Source organism: Solibacillus sp. FSL R5-0691, from assembly GCF_037974225.1.
Taxonomy (GTDB): Bacteria; Bacillota; Bacilli; order Bacillales_A; family Planococcaceae; genus Solibacillus.
On record NZ_CP150231.1, the window covers coordinates 1,230,467 to 1,251,547 of the forward strand.

20 protein-coding genes are annotated in these 21,081 nt (G+C 40.8%); 19 read left to right on the top strand and 1 reads right to left on the bottom strand.

Going from position 1 to position 21,081, the window contains the following annotated elements; genetic code table 11:
• Positions 1–10: 10 nt before the first annotated feature.
• Positions 11–610 carry a DUF1405 domain-containing protein gene (locus tag MKY51_RS06000; RefSeq protein ID WP_339175886.1) on the top strand — a complete coding sequence of 200 codons (600 nt, stop codon included), beginning with the start codon at positions 11–13 and terminating at the stop codon, positions 608–610.
• Between the two features lie 55 nt (positions 611–665).
• Positions 666–1,340 (top strand): zinc metallopeptidase, encoded by a 675-nt coding sequence (locus MKY51_RS06005; protein WP_339176581.1) that lies wholly within the window; start codon positions 666–668, stop codon positions 1,338–1,340.
• Positions 1,341–1,598: 258 nt separating this feature from the next.
• Here the strand turns inward: MKY51_RS06005 and MKY51_RS06010 are convergent, their stop codons facing one another.
• Complete coding sequence (locus MKY51_RS06010; protein ID WP_339175887.1) at positions 1,599–2,465, bottom strand: YitT family protein; 867 nt, start codon at positions 2,463–2,465, stop codon at positions 1,599–1,601.
• 191 nt (positions 2,466–2,656) lie between these two features.
• Here MKY51_RS06010 and dapB point away from each other — a divergent pair, with 191 nt between their 5' ends.
• The 17 genes from dapB (at position 2,657) to MKY51_RS06095 (ending at position 21,065) form a co-directional block, all read left to right on the top strand.
• Positions 2,657–3,454 carry a 4-hydroxy-tetrahydrodipicolinate reductase gene (gene dapB / locus MKY51_RS06015; RefSeq protein WP_339175888.1) on the top strand — a complete coding sequence of 266 codons (798 nt, stop codon included), beginning with the start codon at positions 2,657–2,659 and terminating at the stop codon, positions 3,452–3,454.
• Positions 3,455–3,469: 15 nt separating this feature from the next.
• Positions 3,470–3,874, top strand: coding sequence for a methylglyoxal synthase (mgsA, locus tag MKY51_RS06020; RefSeq protein ID WP_339175889.1), 405 nt, complete (start codon positions 3,470–3,472; stop codon positions 3,872–3,874).
• A gap of 84 nt (positions 3,875–3,958) precedes the next feature.
• Positions 3,959–5,131 carry an N-acetyl-alpha-D-glucosaminyl L-malate synthase BshA gene (bshA, locus tag MKY51_RS06025; protein WP_339175890.1) on the top strand — a complete coding sequence of 391 codons (1,173 nt, stop codon included), beginning with the start codon at positions 3,959–3,961 and terminating at the stop codon, positions 5,129–5,131.
• Positions 5,055–6,260, top strand: coding sequence for a CCA tRNA nucleotidyltransferase (locus tag MKY51_RS06030; RefSeq protein WP_339175891.1), 1,206 nt, complete (start codon positions 5,055–5,057; stop codon positions 6,258–6,260). Before bshA ends, MKY51_RS06030 begins: the two co-directional genes overlap by 77 nt.
• On the top strand, positions 6,238–7,224 hold the full coding sequence (locus MKY51_RS06035) for a biotin--[acetyl-CoA-carboxylase] ligase (RefSeq protein ID WP_339175893.1): 987 nt from the start codon (positions 6,238–6,240) through the stop codon (positions 7,222–7,224). Before MKY51_RS06030 ends, MKY51_RS06035 begins: the two co-directional genes overlap by 23 nt.
• A gap of 311 nt (positions 7,225–7,535) precedes the next feature.
• Entirely contained in the window at positions 7,536–8,372 is an 837-nt protein-coding gene (gene panB / locus MKY51_RS06040; protein WP_339175894.1) for a 3-methyl-2-oxobutanoate hydroxymethyltransferase, read from the top strand.
• Positions 8,372–9,235 carry a pantoate--beta-alanine ligase gene (gene panC, locus MKY51_RS06045; protein WP_339175896.1) on the top strand — a complete coding sequence of 288 codons (864 nt, stop codon included), beginning with the start codon at positions 8,372–8,374 and terminating at the stop codon, positions 9,233–9,235. The genes panB and panC overlap by 1 nt, the downstream gene beginning before the upstream one ends.
• Positions 9,228–9,611 carry an aspartate 1-decarboxylase gene (gene panD / locus MKY51_RS06050; RefSeq protein ID WP_339175897.1) on the top strand — a complete coding sequence of 128 codons (384 nt, stop codon included), beginning with the start codon at positions 9,228–9,230 and terminating at the stop codon, positions 9,609–9,611. The genes panC and panD overlap by 8 nt, the downstream gene beginning before the upstream one ends.
• A 194-nt stretch (positions 9,612–9,805) precedes the next feature.
• Positions 9,806–10,381, top strand: coding sequence for a 3D domain-containing protein (locus MKY51_RS06055; RefSeq protein WP_339175898.1), 576 nt, complete (start codon positions 9,806–9,808; stop codon positions 10,379–10,381).
• Positions 10,382–10,518: 137 nt separating this feature from the next.
• Positions 10,519–11,856: a dihydrolipoyl dehydrogenase gene (gene lpdA, locus MKY51_RS06060; RefSeq protein WP_339175899.1), complete on the top strand. Its 1,338-nt coding sequence runs from the start codon at positions 10,519–10,521 to the stop codon at positions 11,854–11,856.
• Between the two features lie 113 nt (positions 11,857–11,969).
• Entirely contained in the window at positions 11,970–12,308 is a 339-nt protein-coding gene (locus tag MKY51_RS06065) for a transketolase (RefSeq protein WP_339175900.1), read from the top strand.
• A 150-nt stretch (positions 12,309–12,458) separates the two neighbouring features.
• Positions 12,459–13,607: a cation:proton antiporter gene (locus tag MKY51_RS06070; RefSeq protein ID WP_339175901.1), complete on the top strand. Its 1,149-nt coding sequence runs from the start codon at positions 12,459–12,461 to the stop codon at positions 13,605–13,607.
• 560 nt (positions 13,608–14,167) lie between these two features.
• Complete coding sequence (dinG, locus tag MKY51_RS06075) at positions 14,168–16,954, top strand: ATP-dependent DNA helicase DinG (protein ID WP_339175902.1); 2,787 nt, start codon at positions 14,168–14,170, stop codon at positions 16,952–16,954.
• A gap of 76 nt (positions 16,955–17,030) precedes the next feature.
• Positions 17,031–17,513 (top strand): DUF5590 domain-containing protein, encoded by a 483-nt coding sequence (locus tag MKY51_RS06080; RefSeq protein WP_339175903.1) that lies wholly within the window; start codon positions 17,031–17,033, stop codon positions 17,511–17,513.
• Between the two features lie 13 nt (positions 17,514–17,526).
• Positions 17,527–18,720, top strand: a complete 1,194-nt coding sequence (locus tag MKY51_RS06085; RefSeq protein WP_339175904.1) for a pyridoxal phosphate-dependent aminotransferase — start codon at positions 17,527–17,529, stop codon at positions 18,718–18,720.
• A gap of 38 nt (positions 18,721–18,758) precedes the next feature.
• A complete protein-coding gene (gene asnS, locus MKY51_RS06090; RefSeq protein ID WP_079525914.1) occupies positions 18,759–20,054 on the top strand; it encodes an asparagine--tRNA ligase in 1,296 nt (431 codons plus the stop codon).
• A 279-nt stretch (positions 20,055–20,333) separates the two neighbouring features.
• Positions 20,334–21,065: a DnaD domain-containing protein gene (locus tag MKY51_RS06095; protein ID WP_339175906.1), complete on the top strand. Its 732-nt coding sequence runs from the start codon at positions 20,334–20,336 to the stop codon at positions 21,063–21,065.
• The last annotated feature ends 16 nt before the right edge of the window (positions 21,066–21,081 follow it).

Sequence of the window (21,081 nt, forward strand, 5' to 3'; positions counted from 1 at the left end):
AGGTGAACAAATGAAAGCATATATGATGCAATTATGGTACGTATTAAACCATCGTGCCTTTTTAACCTTACTGCTTATTATTAACTTGCTAGGCACCGTGTACGGCTATTACTGGTACCGGGGACAGTTGGCAGTAACAGAACCGATTTACTATATATTCGTACCGGATTCGCCCACAGCAAGCTTATTTTTCTGTTTTGCTATTATCGGATGGCTTATCGGTAAAAATTTCAGGTTAATGGAAGTGCTTGCCTTTATTACCTTAATTAAATATGGCTTATGGGCAGTTGCGATGAACCTTCTGACGTTTGCAGAGAATGGACAGTTGGGAGCAGACGGATGGATGCTCGTTGCTTCCCATTTTTTAATGGCAGTACAGGCTGTTCTGTATTTACCGAAATACCGATTCAAAATGTGGCACGTGATGGTTGCTGCTATTTGGACATTGCATAACGATGTAATCGACTATTTGTTTGGCCAAATGCCATTTTACAGAGTCATTTACCAGTATCCAAGCGAAATCGGGTACTTCACTTTTTGGCTTTCGATAGCATGTATCGTCCTTGCTTTTCTTGAAAGTCGTAAGCGGGAATATTTGCAACAAGACTAGAAAGCCTTTAAAATTAAAGTATAGAAAGAGATAGAAGGGGAGTTAGATAATAGTGATGTATATTATTTACTTTATCATCATTTTGCTGTTGCCAATTTACGCACAAATGAAGGTAAAAAGTACGTACAAAAAGTTTGCTAAAGTTTCTGCTGAAAAAGGAATGACAGGTGCTCAAGTAGCACGTTATATTTTAGATCAACATGGTTTAACAGATGTTCGTGTAGTACCGACTCAAGGTTTTTTGGCTGACCATTATAATCCTGCTACTAAAACGGTTGCTCTATCTGAGGACAACTATTACAATTCTTCAATTGCCGGTACTGCTGTAGCAGCGCACGAAGTTGGTCACGCGATGCAGCATGCGGAGGCTTATTCGTTTTTAACATTGCGTTCGAAATTAGTGCCGGTCGCTAATATTTCATCGAATATGTCTTGGATTTTTGTGATTATTGGTATGCTTGGTTCAATTCCATCATTGTTATTGCTAGGTATTGTGTTATTAGCGGCAGGTGTTTTATTCCAAATCATCACATTGCCGGTAGAGTTCGATGCATCCAAACGTGCGATGAATGAAGTCGTATCGTTAGGTATTATCAACAATTCTGAAGAGCGCTCAGCAAGCAAAGTATTAAATGCGGCAGCAATGACATATGTTGCAGCAGCAGCTGTAGCAGTAATGGAGCTATTACGTTTAATCCTAATTTATACAGGCATGAATTCTGAAGATTAATATTTAATAGAAATTAGAAAAAGTCATTTTCCCATTGTGGAAAATGACTTTTTTGAATATTATTCAACCATTTACTAACTTATTAAGTTGTGTCCGCTTTGAATAAACGGGAGTTGATTGGAATGGAGGGCGGCAGACTCCTGCGGGAAAAGCGCGAGGGAGAGACTACAGGCTCGAGCCGCGCCCGCGGAAAGCGGCCGCCCGCAGTGGAAATCAACGGACAATATTTAAAAATGCAAATAAATATACTTCAAAAGACTAATTTATCGGCTGTTTTTTATCGTCCAGTGTGAAGCCTTCACCAGTTACATCGCGGACATCCATGATGGATACGAATGCGTGCGGATCGACACCATGAACGATATTTTTTAGACGGACAAGTTCGTTTCGGCCGATGACACAGTACAGAACATCCCGGTGTTCTTTTGTAAAGTGACCATGACCGTCAAAAACGGTTACGCCGCGGTCCATATTATTTGTAATTAAGTTTGCGATCTCATCGGACTTTACTGAAATAATAAATGCACCTTTTGCTGAATACGCACCTTCCTGCACTAAATCGATTACACGGCCGCCGACATACACAGCGACTAATGTATACATCATCGAACGGGCATCCAAAAACGTCATCCATGAGAAAAGAATGACAAAAAAGTCAAAGCCGAACATCGTTTTACCCATACTCCAACCAAGATATTTATTTGCGAGTCGGGCTAAAATATCGACCCCACCGGTTGTACCGCCGAATCGGAAAACAATTCCTAAACCGATCCCGACAAATACCCCTGCAAATAATGAGACAAGGAATAGATCATCCTTCAAGTTCATATCGACTTCGTAAATTTGGAAGATTTTCAAAAATACCGATACACTAAGTGTACCGATGATCGTATAGATAAATGCTTTTTTCCCTAGTAAACGCCATCCAAGTATAAACATTGGAATATTTAATAACAAATTCATTAATGCTGGGTCCCAATTTAGTGTAAAATATAAAATAAGTGTAATACCACTAAATCCACCTTCACCCAGTTGGTTTTGCATATTGAAGTGGACAAAACCGAAACTGAATATTGCGGAACCTATAAGTATTCCGATGATATTCTGTATTTTTATTCCTTGCATAGTAAACCTCCTAAAATCGGTTGAGTAAGAATATATGTGTTGGAGCAGAAAAAAGGTTACATTGTTTATTATGTTTGATTTTTCCGCATTTGACAACAATATGAATGAACACAGGAATGTCACATTTTATTACTCAAAATTAATTAAACAGGGATAAAAAGCAACTAACAGTAAAAAGGAGTTTTTTCAGAATGACAATCAGAGTAGCAATTGCCGGGGCACGAGGCAAAATGGGAACAGAAGCAGTACATACAATCATGAATAATGACGGAATGGAACTTGTATCAGCTCTTGATTATAAAGAAGTCGGCACATCACTGGCATTGCTTGAAGAGTTCCCGAATCATTATAAAGTCCCGATTTATACAAATTTTGTTGAGCTTGTGCGTGAGACAAAACCGGACGTGCTTTTGGATTTAACAAATCCGCTTTGTGTTTATGAACGAACAAAACAGGCGTTATTACATAATATACGTCCAGTTGTAGGGACGACAGGTTTTACCGATGAACAGCTTGAAGAACTGCAGCAAATGGCAACAGAAAGACAATTAGGCTGTATTATTGCGCCGAACTTTGCGATCGGGGCAATTTTAATGATGAAGTTTGCCAAAGATGCCGCAAAATATTTCCCGGATGTGGAAATTATCGAAATGCACCATGACCAAAAGCTTGATGCGCCATCTGGTACGGGAATCAAAACGGCACAAATGATCAGTGAAGTACGTAAGGCTAAAACGCAAGGGCATCCGGAAGAAAAAGAAACACATACTGGTGCTAGAGGCGCAAACTATGACGGCATGCATATCCATTCAGTCAGACTTCCAGGTTTAGTTGCACATCAGCAAGTACTGTTTGGCAGCACGGGTGAATTATTAACGATACGTCATGATTCATTAAATCGCGGAAGCTTTATGAGCGGTGTTACATTTAGTATTGAAGAAGTAATGAAAACCAATACATTGATCTACGGATTAGAGAACATCATTTAGAAATGGGTTGATATTATGAAAATTGCTTTAATAGCACATGATCGGAAAAAAGATAATTTAATTCAGTTTGCGATAGCCTATTGCGATATTTTGAAAGAACATGACCTTTATGCGACAGGCACTACTGGCACAATGATTGAGGCTGAAACGGGACTTCCGATTACGAAATTCCGCTCGGGTCCATTAGGAGGAGACCAGCAAATTGGTGCGATGATCGCCAATAATGATATGGATATGGTATTTTTCTTCCGTGATCCATTGACAGCACAGCCGCATGAACCGGATGTCATGGCATTGGTACGGTTATGCGACTTGTATCATATACCGCTTGCGACAAATATGGGCACAGCGGAAATTTTATTAAAAGGGCTTCAGGAAGGTTTTGTTGACTGGCGCATTCTAGAAGAGCGCAGAAAATAAAATGTCGGTCAATTTTACTTTATAAATGTGTTTTATCATTTTAAATAAAGTTAAAATCGTATTGTTGAAAGGATGGGGAGCCGAATGAAAAAATTAAAAATTGGTATTACATGTTACCCGACAGTAGGAGGTTCGGGAGTCATTGCAACAGAGCTAGGCAAAATGTTGGCAGAACGAGGACATGAAATTCACTTTATTACATCAAGTGTGCCATTTCGACTTAATAAAATTTATTCAAATGTTTTTTTCCACGAGGTGGAAGTGAATAATTATTCGGTATTTCAATACCCACCATACGATATTGCATTAGCAAGCAAAATGGCTGATGTTGTTAAAGAGGAAAAACTGGATTTACTCCATGTTCATTATGCGATTCCTCATGCGGTTTGTGCTGTCTTGGCCCGTCATATGAGCGGCGAGAATTTTGGTATTGTTACAACACTTCACGGGACAGATATATCAGTTTTGGGCGAAGATTCTACATTAGCGCAGGCGATCAAGTATGGCATTGATTGTTCCGATGCAGTAACAACTGTTTCGGAATCGTTAAAACAGCAGACATATGCTTTAATCGATACGAAAAAACCGATTGAGACAATTTATAACTTCGTTGACGAGGATGTATTTAAGCCAGTGGATCCAGGCAATTTAAAAGAGCAATTTGGAATATTACCGCATGAAAAAGTGATTATCCATGTCTCGAATTTCCGGAAAATAAAGAATCTGCCGGATGTGGTTGATTCATTCCTGAAAATTCGTGAGCGTATGCCAGCCAAACTATTATTAGTCGGCGATGGTCCGGAAAAGCATCGTGTCACAGATATTGTGAAAGATTCACCTTATACGGATGATGTACTGTTTTTAGGTAAGCAGGAAAACATTACAGAACTTTTTGCGATCAGTGATTTAAAGTTATTGCTGTCAGAAAAAGAATCATTTGGGCTTGTATTACTGGAAGCGATGGCATGCGGTGTACCAGGCATCGGAACAGCGATCGGCGGAATTCCTGAAGTAATCAATCACGGTGTGAACGGCTATTTGGTTCCGCTTGGAGATACGCAATCTGTTGCGGATTATGCGGTCGAACTGCTGCAGGATGAAGAAAAACATCAGGCTTTCAGAGAAGCTGCACTAAAATCGGTACGGGAACAATTCCACGAATCAAAAATGGTTGAACAATATGAACGGATATATGAAAGTGTGGTTGAAAAGAAGAATGATTCCGCAACAATGGCAAGCGGCAAAGGAAGTCATTAAAAAGATTGAACATGCCGGTTATGAAGCTTTTATTGTAGGAGGAGCGGTGCGGGATTATTATTTACAGAAAGAAAATAATGATGTCGATATCGCAACGAGTGCATTGCCTGAAGAAATTCAAACAATCTTCTCCCAAACAATCGATGTCGGAATCGCTCACGGAACGGTCATTGTACTGGACTGCGGAGAACCGATCGAAGTAACAACTTACCGGACTGAGTCTACTTACAGTGACCATCGCCGTCCGGACGCAGTCGAGTTCGTTCGAAATCTACAAGAGGATTTGAAACGCCGGGATTTTACGATGAATGCGATGGCCCTTAGTCAAACGGGAGAATTTATCGATTATTATGATGGGCGCCAACATATCGACAGCAAAATGATTTGTGCTGTCGGGGAGCCGGGTCAGCGTTTTGAAGAAGATGCTCTCCGGATGCTGCGCGCTGTGCGATTTGCTGCCCAGCTTCACTTCTCAATCGAGGATAATACGTTCGAAGCGATTAGAGAAAATGCCGCTTCGATTGAATATGTGGCAATCGAGCGTATTCAAGTGGAACTATCAAAGATTTTTAGTTCTGCCCATTCGGCATTTGGTATTGAATACATGGAAAAAACGACACTGAGTCATTATTTATATGGCGAGTTTAACTCTTCGGATTGGACACATTTCGCTTCGGATGACCGGCAAGTTGGCTGGGCATATTTCTGTTTAATAAACGGCAGTGATTTGAACCTTCTTACAAAATATCGCTGTTCGAATAAGGATAGACTCTTTGTGAAAACAGTGATGGATGCTTATGAGAGTCTACTCGACGGAATAAGTCATGTTGATTTGATGCGTTTTGATTCAATGGTTCTTAAAACAGCCTGCCAGTTTGTTATTTGGCAAAATCATACGCTGGATGTGGTCTATGAAGAATTAGTCGCACGAAAAAGCACATTGCCACTTCAGCATGCACATGAACTGGCGATTACAGGAAAAGACTTGTTGGTATGGTCTTCAAAAAAACGCGGGAGCTGGATTAAACAGGCGCTCGATGCAGCAGTTGAAGCGGTCTTAAACGGGGAAGTACAAAATGATAAACAACAATTAAAGGAATGGTTTTATGCATTTCACGATGAAGGATGAAATTTTGAAGCGGTTTTTGACTGCGGATGGAGAACCAATCTCCGGGCAGGTGCTGGCAGATGAGCTCAACGTCTCCCGAACGGCAATATGGAAGCATATGCAGACATTGAAGCAGGAAGGCTATGAGTTTGAAACAGTAAAAAAACGTGGCTATAAACTGTTGTCTGTACCGGATAAGGTGGATATGGGGCAACTGCAGCAATTTTTGACGACGGAACGCTATGGCCGGCAAGTTCATTATTATGAAACGGTAGAGTCGACACAGCTTGTTGCGCATGAACTTGTCCGTAATGGTGCACCGGATGGCACAGTAGTAATTGCTGAGCATCAATCTGCAGGGCGAGGGCGTATGATGCGTGAATGGGAATCTACAGAAGGACAAGGTATTTGGATGACGGTCATTATACGTCCGGATGTTGCCCCTCATCAGGCACCTCAATTTACATTAGTTACTGCTGTGGCCATTGTTGAAGCAATGAAGTCGAGTTTTAAAAATTTCACTCCTGAAATCAAGTGGCCGAATGATATTTTAATCAACGGCAAAAAAACAACGGGCATTTTAACTGAAATGGTAGCTGAAGCGGATCGTATCCAGGCATTGCTCATTGGAATTGGCATCAATGTCAATCAGCAGAAGAGCGATTTCCCTGAACAGCTGCAATCGATTGCAACTTCGATTGCGATTGAAGAAGGAGAGCCAATTGAACGTGTGCATTTTGTCGCCAAAGTGCTTGAGTGTTTGGAAAAATACAGTGATGAATACGTGAAAAACGGCTTCGGTCAAATTAAAAAGCTATGGGAACAGGCTTCGGGAACAATCGGAAAACGGGTGAAGGCAACAACACTCCGTGAAGTCGTTGAAGGGGAAGCTGTCAGTATTACTGAGAGCGGTGTCCTGGAAATTCGTCAAGCAAACGGGGAAATTAAAGGCATTTATTCTGCCGACATTGAACTATTATCATAAAGCTCAAAAAAAGTTTTTACAGCAATTATTTATTCTGTACGTTTTCTTCCAAACTTGTTATAGTAGCTCTAGGACAGTATCTTAATAGAACTGTACCTGCAACTGCTAGTCAACATTAAAAAAATCTGCTTTGATCTACACAGGACAGAGACGGAAGAAAACACGCATAAATGAATTCATTTTATACTTTTCGTTCGATTTTCTTTCCACTTAAAGTATGAAATGTGTTGAATTTACGTATGGTACTACCCTTCTGTCTAATTTTAGATAGAAGGGTATTTTTGTTTTCTTTCCACTTAAGGAGGAAGAATATGAAAACAACAGCACAGTTTTTAAAAATGAAAGAGCAAGGCGAAAAAATTGTCATGATTACTGCTTATGATTATCCGGCAGCAAAATTTTCAGAGGCGGCAGGTGTCGATATGATACTTGTCGGAGATTCCCTCGGGATGGTCGTACTCGGTTATGAATCGACAATGCGTGTAACGGTGGAAGATATGATTCACCATAGTAAAGCGGTTCGCCGAGGTGCACCGGATACATTTATCGTCGTTGATATGCCGTTTGGTTCCTATCATGGAGATGTGAACGAAACACTGAAAACGGCTGTGAAAATGATGCAGGAAACGAATGCAAATGCCGTAAAAGTAGAAGGCGCAGATGATGTCGTACCTGTTATTAAGAAGTTAACTGATGCCGGTATCCCGGTAGTGGCACATTTAGGACTGCAGCCACAATCGGCAGGTGTACTCGGAGGTTATAAAGTACAAGGAAAAACAGCCGAACAAGCTGAAAAATTATTGAATGACGCGCGACTTGTAGAACAGGCAGGCGCATGTGCCGTCGTGCTGGAATGTATTCCACATCAATTGACAGAAGTTGTATCACATAACTTAACGATCCCGACAATTGGCATCGGTGCAGGTGTAAAAGCGGATGGGCAAGTGCTTGTCTACCATGATTTACTGCAGTACGGAAAGCACCACATCCCTAAATTTGTAGAAGCATTCGCCTATGTTGGTGATGAGGTGGAGAAGGGGATTACGGCTTATACAAACGCTGTAAAATCAGGTACATTCCCGACATTGCAACAAAGTTTCACAATGAAAGAGACAGAGCTAATTGAGCTCTACGGAGGCGTAAAATAATGAAAGTTTTAACGACAATAGCCGAATTGCGGGAAGTTGTGCAAATGGCAAAATACAACCGGCAGTCAATCGGTCTTGTCCCGACAATGGGCTATTTACATGAAGGGCATTTAACATTGGCCGCAAACGCACGCAAAGAAAATGAACTAGTTATTATGAGTATATTCGTCAATCCAACACAATTTGGTCCAAATGAAGATTTTGAATCGTACCCAAGAGATTTACCGCGTGATACAGAATTGGCAAAATCGGTAGGGGTAGACTATATATTTGCCCCGTCTGTAGAAGAAATGTATCCGCACAATGGCGGGATTTCCATTCGTGCAGGACGTCAGGCACATATTTTATGTGGTGCGAGTCGACCTGGTCATTTTGACGGGGTTTTGCAAGTTGTAGCGAAGCTCTTTAATTTAGTGCAGCCGGACCGCGCTTATTTCGGGCAAAAGGATGCCCAGCAAGTGGCAATCATTCAAACAATGGTACGAGACTACAATTTCCCGGTCACAATCCGAGTTGTGCCGGTTGTACGTGAAGAGGACGGATTGGCAAAATCAAGCCGCAATGTTTATTTAACTGCTGAAGAACGTTCACAGGCTCCTGCAATTCAGCAAGGGCTGCAGCTGGCAAAAAGAGAGCTGCTGGAATCCGGCAGTGTGGAATCGGCCATAGCACTTGCGAAAAAAATAATCCATGACAATACGTCAGGTAACATTGATTATTTGATGATTTTATCCTATCCGGATTTAAAGGAAGTCGATGATCAAACAGAGCAGATTGTTATTGCAGCTGCCGTTCATATTGGCAAAACACGTCTAATCGATAATTTAATTTTTTCGTTAAAAGGGGAAGTAATGTATGTTTAGAATGATGATGAACAGTAAAATCCACCGTGCCCAAGTGACCCAGGCAGATTTGAATTATGTTGGTTCAATTACAATTGATGAAGATATTTTGGATGCGGTTGGCATGCTGCCGAATGAAAAAGTCCATATTGTCAATAACAACAATGGAGCACGCTTTGAGACGTACATTATTGCGGGCGAGCGCGGTTCAGGAGTAATTTGTGTAAACGGGGCAGCAGCCCGCCTTGTTCAAAAAGGTGATATTGTCATCATTATTTCATACGTGTACGTGGACAATAAAGAAGTTGCGGAACATACACCGACTGTTGCGATTATGGGGGAAAGCAATACAATTAAAGAAATCATCGCATACGAACCTGAAGCAACAATTATGTAAAAACATTTTGAAAAGCTGTCATGAAGGAATATTCCTATATGACAGCTTTTTTTATATTACATTTTTGGTTATAAAGGATAATATTGTAATTTTTATATCATCTTCTTGTAATCTTTTTGAAATATAAAATGTGTAGACTTGGATTTAGCTTTATTTTACAAAAAAGACAAAAGATACAGGGGGGAATAATTAATATGTTTCAAAATAAACTATTATTTAGCTTTGCCTTCTTTTTGGTCACTACCTTATTCTTCACAAACGCGGCAATTGCTGCTACGCATACGGTGAAGAAAGGTGAAGAATTGGATGAAATTGCAGATCGTTATGACACATCAGTATATACATTACTTGAATTAAATGAAGTGAACGACATAGAAGAAGTAACGGAAGGTTTCGTACTGAAATTACCGGATCATATTAAAAACAAGGTACCGGTTGAGAAAAAAGAAAAAAAGGAAACGATTGATGACTTTGAAGTTGTCAAAACGTTAAAAGTGGAAGCAAGCGCTTTTACTGCATACTGTAAAGGATGTTCCGGAAAAACGGCATCCGGAATCGACTTAAAGAAAAACCCGGATATTAAACTGATTGCGGTTGATCCAAAGGTGATTCCGCTTGGAACGAAAGTATGGGTAGAAGGCTACGGAATTGCAGTTGCAGGCGATACAGGCGGTTCGATTAAAGGTAACCGGATTGATGTTTATGTTAAAACAAAGAAAATTGCGCTCAACTGGGGCCGTAAAAATGTAGAAATTAAAGTATTGAAATAAAGGAAGAATAGACAGCGAAATGCGATTGGCAGTTCGCTGTTTTTATTGATTAAATATTAAGAATTAATAGTAAATTGACGGTCGATTTGTTGCATTCCCTACATCGTAATGCTAATGTGAAAATTGAGGTGGTATAGATGGAAAAATTTGATTTAGCTGTCATTGGTGCAGGGCCTGGTGGATATGTTGCGGCAATCCATGCAGCAAAAAGCGGGTTGAAAGTAGCGCTTGTCGAAAAAGATAAAGTCGGTGGAGCGTGCTATAATGTCGGCTGTATCCCTTCAAAAATTATGCTTGAGCATAGCAAGCTAGTGCAGGAAATTCGGCGCGGTACCGATTGGGGTGTGACAGTCCCGACAATTAATATTGATTTTCCAAAGTTAATGCAGCGTAAAGACCAGGTAGTTGATGAACTGTTAGCTAATATTGAAACATTTATTGAAAATGCACAGATTACAATGTTTCGAGGGATGGCGACAGTTACCGCAGAACGAAAAGTGATTATCGGCAATGAGGCATTTACAGCAGATCATGTCATTTTGGCAACAGGCAGCCGCCCGTTCGTTCCGCCATTTAAAGGGCTTGAAAATGCACAGTATCATACAACGGATACGTTTTTCTCGATCCAGGAGCTTCCGAAACAATTAACGATTATCGGAGGCGGGGTAATCGCAATTGAAATGGCATTTGCTTTAGCACCAATGGGAACAAAAGTAACCGTATTAAATCATAGTAAAGATATTTTGCAGACAGAAGAGCCGGATGCACGGCCGATTATTAAAGAAAAGATGAAGCAACTGGGAATCGAACTTGTGACAGACTTTACATTCGAAGAAATCCATGCGGACCATGTACAGACATCAATCGGGAATTACCCGTTCGAAAATTTATTGTTTGCGACAGGCCGCCGTCCGAACACTGAAATTGCGGAAGTGCTGGAGATGCAGATGGATGGGCGTTTAATTAAAGTTAATAATCACTATGAGACAAGTATTCCGGGCATTTTTGCGATTGGCGATTTAGTCGGCGGATTCCAGCTTGCCCACTCTGCAAGTGCAGAAGGTGTACATGCAGTCGATTATATTTTAGGGAAGCATCCGAAAGTGATCAATCAGCAGGAAATTCCGCGATGTGTCTATACACATCCTGAAATTGCGACATTTGGCATGCTGGAACACGAAGCCCCTGCAGACAGCATTGTAACGAAAATGTATTTACCGACGAATCCTAAAGCCTTGCTTGAAGGAAATACACAGGGCTTTATGAAGTTTGTCGCGAGTCCTGAAGGGGATATTTACGGGGCATGTGTCGTTGGTGACGGCGCGACGGAAATGATCAACTCCATGCTGGCGGCAAAAGTATTAGGAGGATCCGTAAAAGATTTGGCAAGGCTTATTTTCCCGCATCCGACAGTCAGCGAGCATGTTGGCGATGCGGCTCGTTCCGTTTTCGGAAAAGCGATCCATGCAAAATAACTGGTTGCTACGGTGCAGATGAGATGCCCCGTAGCTTTTTTCAATCCAATTTCTTTTTTATTGAGCTGAATTCTACTATACTTGTTGTATACAATTCCAACATGAGGTGACATATGGAAAATCAGTCAATGGAGCTTGTAGAAAAAGAAGTGGAAAATACGTTATATCAATGTATTGATTTTAATATAGAAGAAAACTATATTGCGATGGGTCAACAGTTTGCTAAAGTGCTGGCACTACTGCAGGAACACGGGTTAATAAGTCCGGCATTGAAAGTTATTACCGACCCGGCACAATGTATGACGGAGACGCGTATATTGCTCGAAAGTCTGCAGGAAGCGCAAAGAAGGCATGCCTCACGGAGAAAGCTGCTGACACATCGACATATTTTAAATGTATGGCTTAGGAAAAATCAGTATTTTCAGCGGGAAGTATTGCCGGGGTTTTTCTAGCAATATAATAAAATTTTATAATTCTATTACAATATCATTGCTTTTTAAATTTTTTTTATTTAAAATAAAAATAGTCAATACGTAGTAGGCATGGTGGAGTCAGTCAAACTGGCTGAACCATGCCTTTTTGTATAGTAAAAGGGGGATACTATGTTTATTTTTCAAATAGTTATCGTGCTATTGGCGACAAAAATTGCAGGGCATTTAACAGTACGTTTAGGTCAGCCATCAGTACTCGGGAAAATCCTGATCGGTATTATTATCGGACCTGCAATGCTTGGCTGGATTGTTGATAGCGAAGTTATGCAAACATTCAGTCAAATAGGGGTTATTCTATTAATGTTTTTAGCTGGTTTAGAAACTGATCTGGAAGATTTGAATGCAAATATGAAGGGGGCAATCTTCGTAGCTATCGGCGGTGTCATATTACCGATTGCAATGAGTTATCCGTTAGCATTGGCATTTGGTCTTACTCAAGGTCAGGCAATTTTCATCGGACTGACTTTAGCCGCTACATCAGTAAGTATTTCAGTTCAGACATTAAGCGAGATCGGCTGGCTGAAAAGTAAGGAAGGTTCTACATTATTAGGTGCTGCAGTATTGGATGACATTATCGTTGTTGTTTTACTTGCAATAGCCATGAGTTTCTTAATAGGAGACGATGTATCGATTCCTATGTTAATCGGCGGTAAAGTATTGTTCTTTGTTTTATTATTCGTTGTAATGAAATGGGTTATTCCACCGTTCTTACGCTTGTTTAGTCGCTTGAAAGTTACGGAAGCAATTTTAAGCGGAGCGCTTATTGCATGTTTTGCGTTAGCATACATAGGTGAACATTACTTTGGTATCGCTACAATCATTGGAGCATTCTTTATTGGTATTGCGATTGGTCAAACACCGTTTAAAGACACAGTCGAGCATAAAGTTGAACCGATTGCGAACGGGATTTTCGTGCCGTTCTTCTTCGTTAGTATCGGATTATCCGTTACTTTTGCGGGGATTACAGAAAATATTTGGTTCTTAGTTATCTTCTCAATCGTGGCAATTTTATCAAAACTTATCGGTTCTGGTCTTGGTGCGAAATTGGCTGGCTTCAGCTGGAGATCTTCTTCAGGAATTGGTGCAGGAATGGTTTCGCGTGGTGAAGTTGCACTGATTTTAGCAGCAATGGGATTATCAAGCGGATTGCTGCCGGCTGAAGATTATACACCGATGGTAATCGTAATTATTATTACAACATTAGTTACGCCACCAATGTTAAAAGGAATTTTCGGAAATCGTTCAAATTTAATTGATTAATCTTGTTGAATGATTCTTTATATTATTGTATTCTATGTATTAGGTGCCAAAACCTCGGTGAAGATTTAGTCTTCACAACAAAAGCCTCCACCAACAGCACGGATTTGCTGGGAAGCTTTTGAATTGTGCAGGGAGATGAGCCCCTGCACACCTATACATAGTATATTAACCTAGTGTTGTCCCTTGTGGCGGCACTAGGTTTTTTTGTCTTTAAATAGGATAGAGGTCTGCCGGGATATATTAGAACATTTGAGGGGATATTAGAAAATTTGCGTCGGATATTTGAAGAACTGGGAATGATATTAGAACAAGTTGGACTTTTATTAGAACAGTTAGCGGTAATATTAGAAAATCGCCATTTTATTGGAACAAATTAAATTTTATTAGAAGATTTTAAAATATATTAGAACTTCTAGAACGTTCATATACCGGCAATGACTCAATATTTACGGTAGCAGCATTCCAGCGTGACATTGGGACAGCGCTATCCAATTACATGACCGCATTACCTCCAGTATGATAAAATGCCGTTATATTACTTGAACTGTGAGTTGAAGAAAATGAAGGAAAGTCAAAAATATGCGATAGTCGATATTGAAACAACAGGCCATTCTCCTGCAAGCGGCGACCGCATGATTCAAATCGCCATTGTAATTATGCAAGGCTGGGAAATCGTTAAAAAATATTCTACATTTATTAATCCGGGAAAACCGATTCCGTTATTCATACAGGATTTAACGAATATTACAGACGAAGATGTAAAAGATGCGCTGCCGTTTGAAGCATATGCGGATTATATTTATGAGTTGCTGGAAGGGGCCGTATTCGTAGCCCATAATACAGATTTTGACTTGAACTTTTTACAGGCGGAGTTTAACCGTGCCGGTATATCGAAATGGCACGGAAAGAAAATCGATACAGTTGAACTGACAAAAATTTTATTCCCGATGTCACTAAGCTATAAATTAGCAGATTTGGCGAATGAGTTTCATATTGAGCTGGAGAGTGCACACCGTGCGGATGATGATGCACTTGCGACAGCGTATTTGTTGAAACATTGCTGGGAAGAGCTGTTAACATTGCCGCTCATTACTTTGGAGCAATTGCATAAACGTTCTTTCCGTTTGAGAACAGACCTGTCCCAGCTGTTTTTTGATGCGCTTGTCATAAAACGCAGTAAAGCATTAACGGATGAAGGTCATGTCTTTTACCGTAAAATTGCTATCCGTAAAATGGCTCCGACGCCCAAAAGTGATGGGGACCAACTTGCCTACCCGCAAACGACTGAAGAAAAAATGGCCTTATTATTGAAAGGGATTCCTAATTTTGAAGAGCGCCCGCAGCAGTTTCGTATGATGGACAGCATATGGCAGGCTTTCAATACTAATGCGGAACATGTCATTGAAGCATCAACAGGGATCGGTAAAACGATGGGTTATTTAGTGCCATCGATTTATTATGCTAAGAAAACGAATCAGAAAATCGGGATCAGCACATATACTTCCCATTTGCTCGATCAGCTTATGCAAAATGACATTCCATTATTGGAACAGGCGCTTGGCCAGCCGGTTAAAATGGCTTTATTAAAAGGGATGAACCATTATATCGATATTGAAAAATTCGAGAAAGAGCTAAAGACACAGGATGTTTCCTATGATCAGACATTTACCGTTCTGCAAACGCTTATCTGGCTTGCGAAAACGGAGACGGGTGATTTAAGCGAGCTGAATGTTTCGGGCGGTGGCCAGCTGCTTATCGATAAAATACGTAAGACCGCCTTGCCGAAAACAACAATGCCGCTTTACGATTTCTATTCACGTGCAATTCAAAACAGTCGCCAAGCAGATATTATTGTGACAAACCATGCGATGCTGCTAAGTGATCTCGTACGCAATGAACAGATTTTTAATTCATTAGGCGGCTGGGTAATCGATGAGGCCCATCAGTTTATTCAGGCTGCAATCAATCAGCACGAAAAAATATTCTCCTATATGAATTGGAAATATTTATTTGGACAAATTGGTATACAGGAAGATGAACAGCTATTTTATAAGATCCGTCGCGTAGCAATAAAAAAACATCTGTTAAATTATCAAACACTGGATCAGCTGGAAAAGCGCTATATTCAAATGGTCAACGCGTTTGATACGGCAATGACGGCATTGCTTCGAGGGGTGAAAGAAGCGCAGCATCACCAGACGAAGCAACTTCAGAAAATCGAAGTCTTCATTTCGGAATTGCAGCTGGGCCGTGAAGTTTTAATGAAAGTTTCGCTTACTGTACAGCAATGGGTGGATGAGGCGACCGAGCTAATCCGGAAGTTCACTTCAAGTGTGGAAGAGCTTGCGCCGGAGCATGAATATTTAATTGAGCAATGGCAGTATATCGTCAATGAGTTTACGATAAAACTGTCAGAGTGGGATGATGTCTTTCTAAGTCAAGATCCTGACTATTCATGCTGGCTGGAATTGGATCAGCGAAGTGTTCCGGGCAGTATCCAGCTCTATAAAAAACCGATAGAAGTGACATCAACAATCCGCAAGCTTTTTGATCCGATCCGAGAAAAGAGCGGCATTGTGTGGACATCCGGAACATTGACAGTACCAAGTAATGAGCGTTTTATAACAAACCAGCTTGGCATCAATCCGTCAATTCCGATTGAAAAGCTGCATGCGGACCCAAGTTATTACGACGGGGCAGAAGTGTATATTGTCAATGACATGCCGGACATTCAGGCTGTATCACAATCCGAGTATATCGAAGAGGTCGCACATGCCGTTACAAATACTGTACGCATGACGAATGGGCGATGCTTTGTTTTGTTCACGTCACAGGATATGCTTCGTAAAACGGTCAATCTAATACAGGAAAGTGAATTGCTAAGCGACTATATGATCTTTGCGCAAGGTGTGACATCCGGAAGCCGTATGCGGTTATTAAAGTCTTTCCAGAAGTTTAATCATTCCGTATTATTCGGAACGAACAGCTTCTGGGAAGGGGTCGATGTACCGGGAGACGGTCTGTCTGCTGTCATCGTTGTGCGGCTGCCGTTTTCTTCACCGGAAGAACCAGCCTTTAAAGCGCGGGCCAATTATATAACACAGCAGGGACGCAATTCCTTTACAGAACTTGCGCTGCCGGATGCCATTATCCGGTTCAAGCAAGGATTCGGGCGATTGATCCGTTCGAGCCATGATAAAGGGGTATTTATCGTTTTGGATCGCCGGATTGAAACAAAATCATACGGACAGCAGTTTATCGAGTCATTACCGCCAATTTCTATACAAAAACTGCCTCTACACAGTATGGTGCAAAGCTTAGGAAATTGGTATAATGAAAAACGATGAGGAAGGAAAGCAGGTTGACAAAAATGAAACAAAACTTTAAACAACAAACAAATACATCGGATTGTAAGGTGCAGTTATGAAAAACTGGATTATCTTTTCGGTTGTCTTTATTTTATCTTTGTCGCTTGTTATTTCAGTGTTTGTATTTTGGAAGGCCAATGCACCGTTTAGTGAAATAGAACAAAAGGCGGAAAGTTTTGCGCTGGAAACGAAAGCACTTGCTGTTGTTGATGATTCCTATGTTTACAATGGGAATAAGCCATATGTCACTGTTTTCGGAGTGGATGAGTATGGGAAGGAAAAAGCAGTCTTCGTCCCGATGAGTTTAGATGAGAATTCAATGCAGGAAGTATTTATAGCAGATGGCATCACCGAAGATCAGGCGTTGTCTGTTTTTCAGGAAGATACTGCTGCGAAAGAGATTCTTCATATGAAGTTAGGATTCGAGGAGCCGGGTCCAGTATGGGAAATTACCTATAAAAGTGAATCCGGCAGCTTGAATTATGTCTATCTTCTATTTGAAGACGGGCAATGGTGGAAACGCATATTGAATTTGTAGAGGAGAGAGCAACATGAAACAATTGTTGGCAAATCGTGTAAAGACTTTAACACCATCTTCAACTTTGGCAATCACAGCTAAAGCGAAAGAGTTAAAGGAGCAAGGTATTGATGTTATTGGTTTAGGTGCAGGGGAGCCGGACTTTAATACGCCGGAAAATATTTTAAATGCAGCAAAACAATCGATGGATGCTGGTCTGACAAAATATACACCTGCTGGAGGGTTACCTGCTTTAAAGAAAGCGATCATTGATAAATTGGCTCGTGACAATAATCTTACATACAAAGCAAATGAGATAATCGTTGGTGTCGGAGCAAAGCACGTTCTGTATACATTGTTCCAAGTTATTTTAAATGAGGGCGATGAAGTAATTATCCCAATTCCATACTGGGTATCTTATCCTGAGCAAGTGAAGCTTGCTGGCGGTGTTCCTGTCTATGTAGAAGGAACACAGGAACAGAACTTTAAAATTACAGCGCAGCAATTACGTAATGCCGTTACTGAGAAAACAAAAGCGGTAATTATCAACTCGCCGTCGAATCCTTCTGGTATGATTTATTCGAAGGAAGAATTGGCTGAGCTTGCACAAGTTGCAGAAGAAAAGGATATTTTAATCGTTTCAGATGAAATTTATGAAAAGCTTGTTTACAATGGTATAGAGCATTATTCAATTGCGGAAGTTTCAGACGCAGTGAAAGCACGTACAATTGTTGTGAACGGTGTTGCAAAATCTCACTCTATGACAGGTTGGCGCATTGGCTATGCAGCTGGTGACGCGACAATCATTAAAGCGATGACGGATTTAGCATCTCACTCTACTTCAAATGCAACAACAACAGCACAATATGCAACGATCGAAGCATATAACGGCTCGCAGGATGCAGTAGAAAAGATGAGACAAGCGTTTGAATCACGTTTAGAAGCGATCTTCCCGAAACTTGCAGCAATTCCTGGTGTGAAAGTATTAAAGCCACAAGGTGCTTTCTACTTATTACCGGATGTTTCGGAAACAGCCGAGAAAACAGGCTACACTTCAGTGGATGATTTTGTATCGGCACTATTAACAGAAGCAAATGTTGCGGTCATTCCAGGTTCAGGATTTGGTGCACCAGCGACAATACGTTTATCGTATGCGACATCTTTAGAATTATTAGAAGAAGCAGTTCGCCGAATCGATGCCTTTGTTAAATCAAAATGGCAAGATTAAGCGTCCTTGCAACATAAGCTTTGGAGGACTTGGACTTTATGAAAAAAATTATGATTAAAGATATGCCAAATCATATTGGCGAAACAGTAAAAATTGGTACGTGGTTGGCTAACAAACGTTCTAGCGGTAAATTAGCTTTCCTTCAATTACGTGATGGCTCAGGCTTCGCACAAGGCGTAGTTGTAAAAGCAGAAGTAGGCGAAGAACTTTTCGCAGTAGCTAAAGGCATGACACAGGAAACTTCAATGTATGTTATTGGTGAAGTGAAAGCGGACGAGCGTTCTTCTTTCGGAGCTGAATTAAATGTTACAGGTATCGAAGTAATCAGTCCTGCGAAAGATTATCCAATTACACCAAAAGAGCATGGTACAGAATTTTTAATGGACAACCGTCACTTATGGTTACGTTCTCGTAAACAACATGCGATCATGAAAGTACGTAACGAAATCATTCGTGCAACATATGAATTCTTCAATGAGAATGGCTTTACAAAAATGGATCCGCCAATCTTAACAGGTTCTTCACCTGAAGGTACGTCAGAGCTGTTCCACACAAAATATTTCGATGAAGACGCATTCTTGTCTCAATCAGGTCAGCTTTACATGGAAGCTGCTGCAATGGCATTAGGAAAAGTATTCTCGTTCGGTCCTACATTCCGAGCAGAAAAATCTAAAACACGTCGTCACTTAATCGAATTCTGGATGATCGAGCCTGAAATGGCATTCGTTGAGCATGATGAGAGCTTGGAAGTACAAGAACAATACGTATCACATATCGTACAATCTGTTCTGAAAAACTGTAAGCTTGATTTAGAGCGTCTAGGCCGTGATACTTCAAAACTTGAAAACGTGAAAGCACCATTCCCGCGTATTTCTTACGATGAAGCAATCGAGTTTTTACATGAGCAAGGCTTTGATGATATTCAGTGGGGCGATGACTTCGGTGCGCCACACGAAACAGCAATTGCCAACCATTTCGACAAACCGGTATTTATCACATGCTACCCGATCGGTATTAAACCGTTCTACATGCAGCCACACCCAGAGCGCGATGATGTCGTTTTATGTGCAGACTTAATCGCTCCTGAAGGATATGGTGAGATTATCGGTGGTTCTGAACGTATTTATGATTATGAGCTAATGAAATCACGTTTAGAACAACATAACTTATCAATGGATGCATATGCATGGTATTTAGATCTTTGTAAACAAGGTGCAGTACCTCACTCAGGCTTCGGCTTAGGGTTAGAGCGTACAGTTGCATGGATTTCCGGAACAGAACATATCCGTGAGTCCATCCCATTCCCACGTTTATTAAACCGTTTATATCCATAAGTAATGGTCATCCATCAAACGTTGATTGGAATGAAGGGGAAGCGACTCCTAGGGGCCAAGCACGTTGCCTGAGACTAGGAACAAAAGCTAAAAACGCCACGTCCTATGGCAACGCTTTTGTAACCAACATCGTGTTGGCCTCGTGCCCCTGGAAAGCGTCCGACCCGGAATGGAAATCAACGTTATACTTTGGTGAAGAACTTAATCTATACAACGAGAAAACGTCCGGAATTTTGCCGGGCGTTTTGTCGTTACGAGCGCACAAAGGGGGATTCAACGATGTCTAAAAATTTTAATCGAATCCGCGTTTGGACGGAGCAATTACAAATTACTATTCCACAATTATTCTTTAAACATTATAGCGAATTGAACATACAAGATGACGAAGCATTGATCATTCTACATTTATTAACGTTCGAACAGGAAGGAATCGACTTTCCGACACCAAATGATTTAATGCAGCGGACAAATTTCCAATTGACCGCTATTTCTCAAATCATACAACGCCTGATGCAAAAAGGGTTTGTCGAAATATCTCAAAGCACTGATGATTCTGGCCGCCTTGCCGAGAAATATTCAATTTATCCTCTATGGGAAAGACTGCTCGATCTGCTGCAATCAAAAGCACAACAGCAGGTTTCAACTGCCAACAAATTGGATGAGGCGAAAATTTTCCAGCTATTTGAACAAGAGCTGGGACGTCTGCTATCCCCAATGGAAATTGAAACAATCGGCATGTGGATGGACTTGGATCAACATAGTCCCGAAATTATAAAAGCCGCCTTAAAAGAAGCAGTACTTGCTGATAAAGTAAACTTACGCTACATTGACCGTATTTTGATCGAGTGGAAGAAGCGCAACATAAAAACACTTGCACAAATTGAAAAACATAGTGAGCAATACCGTAAAAATACAATGACCGCTGCCCCGGTTCAACCGGTACATCAGCAAGAAGCAGTGCAGAAAACGGAGAAAGTTTCTTTCTATAATTGGTTAGAGGAGCGAGAATAGGAGGACACCAAAACTT